Genomic DNA, 12,894 nt, shown 5'->3' on the forward strand with positions numbered 1-12,894 from the left:
TAAAATCCCAATAATCAAAAATTCCAAATCCCAACTTTCAAATTGGGATTTGGAATTTTTGATTTTTAATCTTTTTAAGTTTTACCTTTTAGCCGTTAATGTCGATCCGGCAGAAGCAATGACAACGCAAACTACCGCCAATATTTCATAAAAACTCAAATGTTCCTGTAAAAATATAAAAGCACAAATAGAAGCTGCAGCAGGTTCTAAACTCATTAAAATACTAAAAGTTCTTGGAGGAAGTTGTCCTAAAGCTTTCATTTCGAGTGTAAACGGAATTGCGCTTGATAAAAGCGCCAATGCGATACCCATACCAAAAAGTTTAGGAGTAAGATTTGATAATCCGTTTTCATAAAAACCAAAAGGCAGAATTAAAAGTGCAGCAAACAACATGCCGGTTGACACAGCTTCGCCACCGTTCATAATTTTAGAAATTTTTCCGCCTAAAACTATATACGCAGCCCAAAGTGCACCCGCAAGAAGCGCAAATGCAACTCCTATTGTATCTACACGATTATTGGTCCAGGGAGCAATTAAAGCGATTCCTATCGCGGCTAAAATTACCCAACAATAATCTACTAATCGTTTTGATCCTACAATAGCAACTAGTAAAGGACCTATAAATTCTAAGGTAACGGCAAGTCCAATTGGGATTCTTTCAATAGCTAAATAAAAAATTAAGTTCATGGCACCTAATGACAAACCATAAGGAACTACAATTTTCCATTGTTCAGGAGTAATTGCTTTTAAATTTGGTCTGTATGCAATAAGTAAAATTATTGCCGAAACACCAATTCGAATTGATGCCGTTCCGGCAGCTCCTATTGCAGGAAATAAACTTTTAGCAATTGCAGCTCCACATTGAACACTAATAATTGCTAAAAGTACCGCGTAAATAGGAGGAATATTGAATTCTTTATTTTTCATAAGAAATTTGTAGAATGAGAAAAATAAGAAAATGCATTTAGAAAATACATTTCTCATTTTAAAAGTAGTGCTGAAATAAGTTCAACTATTGTCCTGAAGATATTTTCTAAATTATTTTAAAGCACGTTTTGTGACGTAAGCACGATAACCAATAATAGCCATTTGCCATTTTTTTGCTTTCGAAATGTCCAGACCTTGTTTCGTAAAACTGGGTAAAAGGACTTTATTTATTTTGGCTAAGATTTTATACATGGTAGGTTAATTTTTCTCAAAGATATAAAAAAAGACTTTGCGGTCGGGCAAAGTCTTTTAGTGTCATTTTATATAGTATTGAACGAAGATATTTTATTTTGCAAGCAGATTTCGCTATCCACTAACTATGATTTCTTCTCTAAAAGCGTATTAATTTTCTCTAGCATTTCCTTACTATTTGCATTATCAGGGACTAATTCTAAAGATTTTTTATAATTTAGTTTTGAATTTTCGAACTGGTTGTTATTAAAATAACTTTCGGCAAGGCTATTAAATGCATTTCCTGATTTTGGATTTTCCTTCGTATTTAATTGAAAAACTTTTATGGCATCATCTATTCTGCCGTAATTCATTAAAGTATAACCAATAATATTTAATCGGTATTCAAAATCCCAATCCGGATGATTCTTTTTTACTATTAAATAATTTCCCTCTGCTTTTGTAATATCTAACTTCAAAAAATCCTGATTCATTTTTTCACCCGCAAGTAAAAAATCATCTACTAAAGTTTTATCAACAATCGCGGCAACATGATTTATGACCTGGCTCTGAACATATAAATCCGAATATTTATGTCCATTAGATAAAAAGATAATGGTTAAATCATTATTAGGAAATTTTCTAAAAGCCGTTTCATTACCTCCGGTAAAACCATATGAAAGTATTTTATTTACAGGAACAATTTCCCAGCCGTAACCAAAACGATCTGTGTTGTTAGCAAAAGGAAACGGTTTCCACATTGCATATTGAGTTTCTTTTTTGAGATAAACATTTTTATCCAGATTTTGATTCCAGCGAATAAAGTTTTCCAATGAAATGTTTAAACCATTTGCAGAATGTGAATCAATACCAAAATCAGAAGTGCTTTTAGTATAATTTTTATTTTCAGCACTATAGTTATATCTAAAGGTGCTATTAGGTACAGCTTCGCCAAAGTTTGATGAAAAGTAAACTCCTGATTGGATCGCTGGAAATTGATTTTGTAAAATGTAGTCATCAAAACCCAAGCCTGTAATTTTTTCTATAATCCTGGTTAGAAATAAATAATTCGTTTGATTGTATCGGTATTGATTTCCGGTTACAAACTCCATTGGTTTTGTTGATAATATCTCTATTTTTTTGTCAAAAGGCAAAGTATTCGCGATATCTTGAAACATAACAATATTGGGCAAACCAGAAGAGTGAGACAGTAAATTTTGGACTTTAATGCTTTGCCATTCTTTAGGAAGATGATCCAGATATTTAGAAATAGGATCGTCTAATGATAATTTTCCTTTTTCGATAAGTTGAAATACACCAACATTTGTAATTAATTTTGTTGTAGAAAAAAGTTTAAAAGCAGTGTTTTTGTCCACTGCTTTATTTTCTTCCAAAGAAGCTTTTCCAAAATATTTCTGATAAATAACTTTACCATCTTTAACCACAGCCAAAGCTACACCTGGAATTTCGTTAATTTGAATTACTTCTTTTATATAATTATCGATTTCTTGTTCTGTTTCTTTTTGAGCGAAACCAAAATTACAAAGAAATAATAGGGGTAAAATAAAAATAAGTTTTTTCATTTATGAGTGTTATAATTAAGTCTCTTACTTAAGATTTTCTACTTTCTTTTTCCATTTTCTTTAATTCCTTTTCGTGTTGCTTCATCTCTTTTTCGTGGTGCTTCATTTCTATTTCATATTGTCTCATATCCTTATCATACTGCTTCATATTGACTTCGTACAATTTAGAATCTTTGCCGTATTTTTGTTCTACTTCCTGAGTAAATTTGTCCATGTCGACATTAAACTTCTCCATTGCAATTTCATACTTTGCCATTTCTTTTTCGAAAATGGCTTCTCTTTGAGACATGATTTCATCTACTTGTTTTTCAAATGCCGACATATCGGGCTCAAAAGCTTCCATCTTTTTTTCAAATTCAGCTATTTCCTTTTCAAATTTAGCCATTGCTACCTTATCTTTATGATCTGCAGGTGCCACAGGAGGTTTTGGCATTTTTGACATATCAACAGGCGGTGCCTGAGGCATTGGTCCGGTAGGAAAAACCGGAGGAATTGGTGGAGTAGGAGGCGTTAAATTTCCAGTATTAATATCAGCAACATTTGTTTCGCGAACTTCTACTACGCGATTCCCAATAACCATTGGTTTATCAATTGCCCCATCAGTTGTCAAACCAATTTTTTTAGAACCATTATTTTCTAATGTTACCACAATACCACAAGTTTTGATAGCTTCATCACCTTCCACCTGCATGCTTTGAGCTTCTCCCGTACCTTTTTGAATATCAACCTTAATAGCGGTTAATTCCTTTTTGGCATTTCTTTTTACATCAGATATTACAACATCAATATCATGATTTTTCTTTAGCTTTTCAGCCATTTCTTTTAATTCCTGATCTGTAGTGTTCTTGTGGATTTTGAACACAAAAACAGGATCTTTTTTCCCCGTAACTTCTTTAATATCATTTTGTTCTTTTCGCTCTTTTTCCTGTGCGATTGTTTTAATCTGAAATAAAAATACAAATGCTACAAGTGCCGGAATTATGGCGTAATACTTTAGATAATTTCGTTTTTTTGATTGATTTTTGTTTAACATGACAATTCGTTTTTTGATTAATGATTGATAAAAATGATTGGTGATTGCAACACAACTCTCGTGTGTTGTTATTTTTAAAAGCGTGTACTGATACGCCTTTTTATCAGATATTTTTTTAGCCGCTTCGTTATCTGCAATAAATTCAAGATTTTGAAGAATCGCTTTTTTGTACAGCCAAATAATTGGATTGAACCAAAACAACACACAAAAGACTCTCGAAATCAATACATCTAAAGTATGATTCTGGTCGCTGTGTACTTTTTCGTGCTCAATAATATTCTCTAATTCTGATGCCGTAAACATTGATGAGTTGTAAACGATATAATCAAAATAAGAAAATGGAGCAATGTTTTCCTTAATATCCACAAATTTGAAATCTGCTTGTTGTTTTACTTCTTTACCTTTTAAAACCGAACTCAAACTATAAAAGTCAATTGCAAATTTTATAAGTAAAGCCAGAAAACCAATACCGTAAATAGCAAGTAGAATATAGTTCCAGTTAATTTCAAAAGTTTCTTTTTCAATTTTTTGCGATGAAACCTGAGCGTAATTTAAAGCCGAAATTGTATTTGTAACCATGGGTTGAACAGGAGCGGGCTCAATCCAGACAATTTGAGTATAAACTAAAAAAGGTAAAATTATAGAGGTAACCAAACCAGCCAATAAAAACCATCGGCTGCTATTGAAAAAAGTTTCCTTGCGCAACAAAAAATAATACGCGCAGTAAAACAATACTAACAGTCCGCTTGATTTTGCGATAAAAATAAAAAGTGCTTCCATAATAATTATTTTTTTCTTTTTGAGTTTCAATCAGAGTCAGTATTCTGCGTAATTAAGCTGCCGAAATTTCTTCTTTTTATTTGTTAGGTTTGTGTTTATAATTAAAATAAAATCTTATTTATGTGTTTCAATTACAATAACCCCATTTTTTCCTTTATCGCCATATTTAGCCGTTGCCATTTCTCCTTTTAAAACATTCATGGTTTTTATATCACCATATTTATAGTCCTCAAAGTTAAAAGTTGAAGGCATTTCAACTCCGTCGATAATTACAAGTTTTTTTCCGTTAGAATCATTTTTACCGGAATTTGAAATGATAATTTGAGAACCTCCGTTGCTTGTCGTAATTTTTGTAGTATGATTATCTGAGTCTGTTGTTATAGTAGTTTCAGTATTTGCGCCAGAATTACTGTTAGTTTTTGTACTAATAATAGAATTATTGTTATCATTGGTTTGTAGTTTAGTTTTTTGTTTTTTTCCTGTGGTTATTTTTGAATCTTTACTTGTTTCATCAGCAGTTTGAATACCAACTTTTTTACTGCCGTTTTTGTCAGTTGTAACAATTATTCCAAAATCTTTGATAGTTTGAATTCCTCCTGTTTGAATAGATTGAGTTTGCTGATTTCCATTTCTGATCTCGATTTTAATTGAAACTAAATCGTTTTCAACGTTTCTTTTTATTTCAGAAGTTTTAAAGTCAATATTATGAAGTTCCTTTAATTTCTCTTTAATTTTTTCTAATTCTGAATCTGTAGAATTTTTATCAATTTTATAAACATCAACAGATTTTATTTCGCCTGAAAGTTCTTTTAAAGCCTGCTGTTTTTCTTTTGCTTCTATTTTAATTTGAAATAAAAGTACAAACGCAACAAGTGCTGGAATTACAAAGCAAAATTTCCATAAATTTCTCTTTTTTGATTGATTTTTGTTTAACATAATGATTCGTTTTTTGATTAATGATTGATAAAAATGATTGGTGATTGCAACACAATTTTCATGTGTTGTTAATTTTAAAAGCGTGTATTGATAGGCTTTTTTGTCGGATATTTTTTGAGCAGCTTCACTATCAGCAATGAATTCAAGATTTTGCAATATCGCTTTTTTGTACAGCCACATTATTGGATTGAACCAAAACAGTACACAAAATACTCTTGAAACCAAAACATCGATAGTATGGTTTTGTTCACTATGCACTTTTTCATGTTCAATAATACTCTCTAATTCTGATGCCGTAAACATTGATGAGTTGTAAACGATATAATCAAAATAGGAGAAAGGAGCAATACTTTCGTTAACATCTATAAATTTAAAATCAGCTTGTTGTTGTATTTTTTCACCTTTTAAAACCGAATTTAAACTGTAAAAATCGACAGCAAATTTTATCAAAAGAGCTAAGAAACCAAGACTATAAAGTGCGAAATCAGATTCCAATTGATATTAAAAGCGTTATCCGAAATAGTATCAAGCGTATTAATTTGATTATTATTCACATTTGCAATTGGATCAGCATCAACCAAAACAACTTTTGTAAAAACAATCAAAGGCAAAATAACCGATGTAAACAAACCTGCTAATAAAAACCATCTGTTGTTCTTGAAAAAAGTTTCTTTCCGCAATAAAAAATAATAAGCACAATAAAATAACAGCAGTAATGCGCCTGATTTAATCATAAATGTAAAAAGTGCTTCCATAACCGATTATTTTTCTTCTTGTGGCGTTTCAATCATGGCAAGGATTTCACGTAATTCTGCTGCCGAAATTTTTTCTTCTTTAGCAAAAAACGAAACCATATTTTTATATGAACTATTAAAATAGTTGTCAATCGCAGTATTCATATATTTTTTGCTGTAGGCTTCTAAAGTAATAATTGGATAATATTGATGCGTGTTTCCAAAAGCATTGTGAGCCACAAAACCTTTCTCCTCAAGATTGCGCACAATGGTAGATAATGTATTGTAATGCGGTTGATCCTCAGTAATTTCTGCCTGAACCTCTTTTACGAATGCTTTTTTAAGCTTCCATAAAATGTGCATGATTTCCTCTTCTTTGTTCGTTAGCTTTTGCATGTTTTTCTAATTTTAATTCAAACCTACAACTATTTTTCTAGTTACGCAACTATAAATATAGTTATTTAACTAAAAAATACGTTTGATTACTTTTTAAACGTAGGTAAATAAGGGTTTTTATTGTACTGTTGGGATGGGAAAAAAAATTACTGCAAAGCGCCTGAAGTTTTTTTTATAAGTAAAATGAAATAAGAATAAAGAAATTTTACCACAGAGCCCACAAAGTTTTTTATAAGTAATAGTGTTGACAAACGCAGAGTTCACAAAGCTTTGTATTGATAAAGCTTTATGAACTCTGTATTTTATAAAACCACGCATTAAATAACTTTGCGTGCTCTGTGGTAAAAATTAGTTAAGTATTTGAAATTTATATTTTTTTTTGGCATTAAACAAACATACAGCTTTGTGAACTTTGTGTTTTATAAAACCAAGCATTGAAAAAAACTTTGTACACTTTGCGGTAAAATCACTAAGTGTTTAAAAATAAATAACTTCTAATTAAATCAGGAAGATTTTAAGAAATTTTCTCCGCCAGTAAAGCTTTTCTAATCCAAAAACAACAAAGCGTAGCAATTACACCAATACAAGCCATAAAAAGCCAATTGAGCTGATAGCCTAAACGGGAAATTATTTCGAATCCCACTTTTGAACTGATAATATGAGCGAGACTAAAACTCATCGTATAAAGCGCCATATAGCGACCTTCCTGACCACGTGGAGCGCGACTCATTGCAAAAGCATTCGAAAAAGGAAACGCCAGAATTTCTCCAAGCGAAATACAAATCATACTTATAACTAATATTCCTGCCCAAACATTAATCAGCAATAAAAAGAAGCTCAGCGACATTATAAACGACCCAAGAAGAATAATTCTTATTTTCGGAAAGCCTTTTCTTTCCATAAAACCAACAGTTGGCATTTCTAAAGCAAAAATCAAAAGTCCGTTTAAAGTCATTAATAAACCAGTCTGAAATTCACTTAAACCAAATTTTTCGCTGTGATATAAAGGAAGAGTTGTAAAAAGCTGAAAGAAAATCATAGCCGTTACAAAACTCACAAACAAGAAAATCCAAAAGATTTTATCATGAAAAACCGATTTTACAATTGTACCACTTTCCATTTTATCACCATGTTCTGTCTTTTTCTTTTCCTTAACCAATAGCGCAAAAATCGAAATTGAAATAATACATGAAGCGCCATCGACCCAGAATAAACCTGAATATCCAATTCCCATAATAATTAAACCACCCAAAGCTGGTCCGGCAGCAAAACCTAAATTCACCGCTAAACGTACTAAAGTTAGGGCACGAGTTCTGTTTTCGGGTTTGGCATAAGCGCCAAGCGAAACAAACATAGCAGGTCTGAACATATCTGCAATGGTCATTAAAATAAACATCGCAATACAAAGCGCCCAGAAAGTAGTAATATATTGTACAAAGAATAACGAAACACCACTTGTGAATAAACTAAAAATCATGATTTTATAAAACCCAATTTTATCAGATAATTTTCCGCCTAACCAGGAACCCAACATTGAGCCTAAACCAAACGCAACCATAATCCAACCTACCTGATTATAAGTAAAATGAAGATCTTCTTTTAAATATTTTGATAAAAACGGAAGCACCATTGTTCCGGCACGATTGATAAAGGTAACAATTGTAAGTATCCAAATTTCTCGTGAAAATCCTTTAAAATTATTGATGTAGTGACTAAAAGCAGTTCTGAGCATTATAAAAAAATTATTTGCCACAAAGTTAGGAAACTTTGTACGTATCAGCGGTTGCTGCTTTGTTACTTTTAAACTATTTTTGCTAAAATTTAAAAGATGAAAAATAGTATTCCTTTTTTAGTATTACTGCTCGTTAATTTCTGTTTTGGACAAAATAAATTTGATCAGAAGAAAGCTGAAAAATTTCAAAAGCAAATAAATTCAGAATATGCTGACGCAAAGACAAGTCCGTTGATGGAAGAAGATTTAAAAACGTTTAAAACTTTAGATTTTTATCCCATAAATGGTAAATATTTTGTGAATGCAAAATTTGAAAAAGCCGAAAATGAGAAAATTTTCGAAATGAAAACTACAGGAACAAGAACTCCACAATATATTAAATACGGAACTTTATATTTTACAATTGATGGCGTTGCGCTTCAACTGAATGTGTACAGAAATATAGAACTCTCTAAGAAAAAGGAATATAAAGATCATTTGTTTTTGCCATTTTCGGATTTGACTTCCGGTAAAGAAAGTTATATTGGCGGAAGATATATTGATTTAAAAATTCCAAAAGGCAATACAATTGCAGTAGATTTTAATCAGGCATATAATCCGTATTGTGCTTATAATCATAAGTATTCTTGTCCGCTTGTTCCGTTAGAAAATGATTTGAATGTAGCCATTAAAGCAGGAGTTAAAACGTTTCATTAATGGAATTCTTTAATTGTCATACACATCAATTTACCGGTCAATCTAATATTTTGGAATTGGTAAATCAATATCCTCAGGAACTTGATGCTGCAATTCCGTTTTATTCTGTCGGAATTCATCCGTGGTATATTAAGGAAGATCAAATTGATGAAGATTTGAAAATTATAGAAGAAAAATTACAAACCAAAAATTGTCTGGCAATTGGCGAATGTGGTTTAGACAAACGAATCGAGATTCCGTTAGATCAGCAAATTATAGTTTTTGAAAAGCAATTGGCTTTGGCCGAAAAATATAAAAAGCCCGTTATCATACATTGCGTCGCTGCTTTTCAGGAAATAACCGAAATCAGGAAAAAATTAAAGATTTCAGTTCCAATGATTATTCATGGTTTTTCAAAAAACGGACAATTAGCCAATCAACTTATTTCGGCAGGATTTTATCTTTCCTTAGGGAAATATTTACTTAGAAATCCGGATTTAAAAACCGTGTTTCAAAGTATTCCAAACGATCGATTTTTTCTTGAAACCGACACAATCGACGAAAGAATTGAACAGGTTTACAATTTAGCATCAGAATATAAAAATATAACAATTAAAGAATTACAAGACGTTATCTCAAGTAATTTTAAAACTGTATTTGAGAAGTAAAAGTTTAAGGAAAGCAAACTTTAAACTTTAAACATGAAACTTGAAACAAAAAATTAAAAAACTAAAAAAACAAAAATAGAATGGCAGAGTGGACAGAAAGAGCCGAGCTTTTATTTACAAAAGAAGGATTGCACAACTTACAAAACTCTCACGTTTTAATAGTGGGTTTAGGAGGAGTTGGATCATTTGCAGCTGAATTTTTAGCGAGAGCCGGAGTAGGAAGTATGACAATTGTAGATGGTGATGTTGTGGATATTACAAACATTAACAGACAATTACCAGCCTTACATTCAACCGTAGGACAACCTAAAATTACAATTGTAGGCGATCGTTTAATGGACATTAATCCAGAATTGAAACTAACCCGTGTTCAGGAATTTTTATCTCCGGAAAGAGCTTTTGAGATCGTTTCTCCAGAGTTTGACTATGTTTTAGATTGCATTGACAGTATTACGCCAAAGCTGAATTTAATCATTGGAGCAAAACGCAAAAGAGTAAAAATTATAAGCAGTATGGGCGCTGGCGGAAAAATGTTAGCATCAAAAGTAAAAGTAACTGATATTTCTAAAACCATAAATTGTTACTTTTCTAAAGCCATCAGAAAACGCTTAAAAGCAGAAAAAATCAATAAATTAAAAGTTGTTTTCTCTTCTGAAATTCAAGATGAAAAAAGCTTAAAATTAACCGATGGGAAAAACTATAAAAAATCTTTCTACGGAACAAATAGCTATATGCCCGGATTATTTGGTTTATATGTAGCCGAAACCGTTATTAGACATTTGTTGAAAAAAGAATAAATAGAGTTACTAAGTTGCTAAGCTTCTAAGTTACTAAGGTGTAGCTGAAAAACTTAGCAACTTAGCAACTCAGAACCTTAGTAACTTAAAAAAAATGATTAAAACAGTAATTTTTGACATGGATGGTGTAATTGTAGACACGGAACCAGTTCACCGTTATGCGTATTACAAACAATTCACAGAATTAAATATCGACGTGACCGAAGAAATGTACACTTCGTTCACCGGATTTTCGACTCGAAATACATTTCAGACTTTGAAAGGATTTTTTCCAGCTATAGAGCATGAAGTAGAAGATTTGATTCAGAGAAAACGAAGCATTTTTAATGACGCCTTTGACACCAAACAAGATTTGTATTTATTAGAAGGCGTAGAGGATTTAATTAAAGATTTGTATGCTAACGGAATACAATTGATTTTAGCTTCATCGGCTTCAAAAGTTACAATCGAACGCGTTTTCACAAGGTTCAATCTGCATCAATATTTTACAGACGTAGTTAGTGGAGAAGATTTTCCGCAGTCAAAACCTAATCCGGCAATTTTTGTTCATGCAGCTTCTTTATCCATTGCTCCAAAAGATGATTGCATTATAATTGAAGACAGCACAAATGGTGTAAGGGCGGCAAAAGCAGCAGGAATTTATTGTGTAGGATATAATAGTCACCATTCAAAATCACAAGATTTATCAGATGCTGATATTATTATCAATGAGTTTAATGAGTTAGATGCTCAAAAAATATCACAGCTAAAGGGCTGAATTATAGAAAATTTAACATTTGTTCGCTAATTGAATTTGTAAATTTGAACAAAACAAAATAAACTCAAAAAATGAAAAAACTACTTATTGCATTAGCCATCATTTTGGCTCCTTTTGCTACAGAAGCACAAATAAAAACACCACAGGCCAGTCCTAAAGGATATATTAAACAAACAGTAGGATTAACTGATGTTGAAGTTACGTATTCAAGACCGGGAGCAAGAGGCAGAGCGGTATTTGGAAATTTAGTTCCGTTTGGTAAATTATGGAGAACCGGAGCTAACGAAAACACAATCATTAATTTTAGTGATGATGTTGTAATTGACGGTAAAACATTGAAAAAAGGAAAATATTCAATTTACACCATTCCTAAAATCGAAAGCTGGGAAGTTATATTTTATCTTTCTACAGACAATTGGGGATTACCTGAAACATGGAATGAAGCTTATGTTGCTTTAAGAACTACTGTGAAAGAAGATGCATTACCAACTCCGGTTGAGACTTTTACAATTGGTATTAATGGTTTAGATCCAAATTTTGGATACCTTGAAATGGCTTGGGAAAACTCTCACGTATCATTGAAATTTGAAGTTCCAACTGCTAAAGTTGCAGTTTCAAGTATCGAAAAAACTTTGGCTGGACCAACTTCTACTGATTACTTTTCTGCAGCTACATACTTATTTCAATCAAACGCAAATATTGAAACTGCCAGAACTTATGTAGATAAATCGCTAGATATGAGTGCTGAAAAACCTTATTTTATTTTAAGATTAAAAGCACAAATCCAAGCAAAACAAGGAGACAAAAAAGGAGCGGTTGAAACTGCAAAAGCTTCACTTGCAGCCGCAGAAGCAGCTAATAACCAGGATTACGTAAAACTAAATAAAGATAGTATTGCTGAATGGAGCAGATAATAATTCGTTGAATTGTTAAATTCCAAACTTTTTTAAATTCCAAATTCCAAAGCTTGTATAGTTTTGGAATTTGGAATTTTTTCATTTTGTGATTTCTCGCTTCGGTAGAAAATGACAAAATTTATTTCATTCGAATAATAAATAGACAGACTTGTCTGTTTGTTTTGAAATAATTATTACATTTGCATTCTAAACATTTTTCAGCATGCTCCCCAAAGAACGAATTTTAGAAACAGTTTCAGTTTTATTCCATAAACAAGGATATAATGCCACAGGTATTAACCAAATCATTGAAGAAGCAAAAGTGGCAAAAGCTAGTTTTTATCAGCATTTTAAATCGAAAGAAGATTTATGTGTTGCTTTTTTAAACGAACGTCATGATTTATGGTTTAATGCATTAGAGAAGTTTACATTAAAGGAAAAAGATTTAAAATCTAAGGTTGTGGCTTCTTTTGACTTTTTGATTTTTATGAATCAGAATGAAAATTTCAGAGGTTGTAGTTTTTTGAATATTCTCTCTGAAATTCCTTCGGATAATGTAAAAATTCTTGCTGTAATTCAAAGTCATAAAACTGATTTACGTAATTATTTCAAAAATATTATAGCCAATGATCTTATCGCAGATCATGTTTATTTACTTTTTGAAAGCTGTATTATAGAAAGTCAGTTATTCAAATCAAATGAACTCATTGAGCAATCCAAAAAAATAATTCAAACTTTAATTTCATAAA

General features: G+C 31.5%; 14 protein-coding genes. 6 read left to right on the top strand and 8 right to left on the bottom strand.

The window, feature by feature from the left end:
* Positions 1-81 precede the first annotated feature (81 nt).
* The 8 genes from KHA90_RS05715 to KHA90_RS05745 form a co-directional block, all read right to left on the bottom strand.
* Complete coding sequence (locus tag KHA90_RS05715; protein WP_213296288.1) at positions 82-927, bottom strand: EamA family transporter; 846 nt, start codon at positions 925-927, stop codon at positions 82-84.
* Between the two features lie 111 nt (positions 928-1,038).
* Positions 1,039-1,179, bottom strand: coding sequence for an SsrA-binding protein (locus KHA90_RS05720; protein WP_213296290.1), 141 nt, complete (start codon positions 1,177-1,179; stop codon positions 1,039-1,041).
* Between the two features lie 125 nt (positions 1,180-1,304).
* Entirely contained in the window at positions 1,305-2,741 is a 1,437-nt protein-coding gene (locus KHA90_RS05725; protein ID WP_213296292.1) for a serine hydrolase, read from the bottom strand.
* 28 nt (positions 2,742-2,769) lie between these two features.
* Positions 2,770-4,554 (bottom strand): M56 family metallopeptidase, encoded by a 1,785-nt coding sequence (locus KHA90_RS05730; protein ID WP_213296295.1) that lies wholly within the window; start codon positions 4,552-4,554, stop codon positions 2,770-2,772.
* A 114-nt stretch (positions 4,555-4,668) separates the two neighbouring features.
* On the bottom strand, positions 4,669-5,985 hold the full coding sequence (locus tag KHA90_RS05735) for a M56 family metallopeptidase (protein ID WP_317197378.1): 1,317 nt from the start codon (positions 5,983-5,985) through the stop codon (positions 4,669-4,671).
* Positions 5,946-6,245: a hypothetical protein gene (locus KHA90_RS25715; RefSeq protein WP_317197379.1), complete on the bottom strand. Its 300-nt coding sequence runs from the start codon at positions 6,243-6,245 to the stop codon at positions 5,946-5,948. The genes KHA90_RS05735 and KHA90_RS25715 overlap by 40 nt, the downstream gene beginning before the upstream one ends.
* Before the next feature lie 6 nt (positions 6,246-6,251).
* Positions 6,252-6,620, bottom strand: coding sequence for a BlaI/MecI/CopY family transcriptional regulator (locus KHA90_RS05740; RefSeq protein ID WP_213296297.1), 369 nt, complete (start codon positions 6,618-6,620; stop codon positions 6,252-6,254).
* Positions 6,621-7,134: 514 nt separating this feature from the next.
* The gene (locus KHA90_RS05745; protein WP_213296300.1) at positions 7,135-8,352 is read right to left on the bottom strand and encodes an MDR family MFS transporter; all 1,218 of its coding nucleotides are present in this window, start codon (positions 8,350-8,352) and stop codon (positions 7,135-7,137) included.
* Positions 8,353-8,448: 96 nt separating this feature from the next.
* On the opposite strand from KHA90_RS05745, the gene KHA90_RS05750 reads away from it, so the two are divergent.
* The 6 genes from KHA90_RS05750 (at position 8,449) to KHA90_RS05775 (ending at position 12,893) form a co-directional block, all read left to right on the top strand.
* A complete protein-coding gene (locus KHA90_RS05750; RefSeq protein ID WP_213296302.1) occupies positions 8,449-9,048 on the top strand; it encodes a DUF1684 domain-containing protein in 600 nt (199 codons plus the stop codon).
* Positions 9,048-9,695, top strand: a complete 648-nt coding sequence (locus tag KHA90_RS05755) for a TatD family hydrolase (protein WP_213296304.1) — start codon at positions 9,048-9,050, stop codon at positions 9,693-9,695. The genes KHA90_RS05750 and KHA90_RS05755 overlap by 1 nt, the downstream gene beginning before the upstream one ends.
* A gap of 80 nt (positions 9,696-9,775) precedes the next feature.
* A complete protein-coding gene (locus tag KHA90_RS05760; RefSeq protein ID WP_213296306.1) occupies positions 9,776-10,492 on the top strand; it encodes a tRNA threonylcarbamoyladenosine dehydratase in 717 nt (238 codons plus the stop codon).
* Between the two features lie 94 nt (positions 10,493-10,586).
* Positions 10,587-11,249: an HAD family hydrolase gene (locus KHA90_RS05765; RefSeq protein ID WP_213296308.1), complete on the top strand. Its 663-nt coding sequence runs from the start codon at positions 10,587-10,589 to the stop codon at positions 11,247-11,249.
* Positions 11,250-11,320: 71 nt separating this feature from the next.
* Positions 11,321-12,163 (top strand): DUF2911 domain-containing protein, encoded by an 843-nt coding sequence (locus KHA90_RS05770; protein WP_213296309.1) that lies wholly within the window; start codon positions 11,321-11,323, stop codon positions 12,161-12,163.
* 205 nt (positions 12,164-12,368) lie between these two features.
* Complete coding sequence (locus KHA90_RS05775; RefSeq protein ID WP_213296311.1) at positions 12,369-12,893, top strand: TetR/AcrR family transcriptional regulator; 525 nt, start codon at positions 12,369-12,371, stop codon at positions 12,891-12,893.
* Position 12,894 lies beyond the last annotated feature (1 nt).

It is taken from the genome of Flavobacterium psychroterrae (assembly GCF_018380615.1).
GTDB lineage: Bacteria > Bacteroidota > Bacteroidia > Flavobacteriales > Flavobacteriaceae > Flavobacterium > Flavobacterium psychroterrae.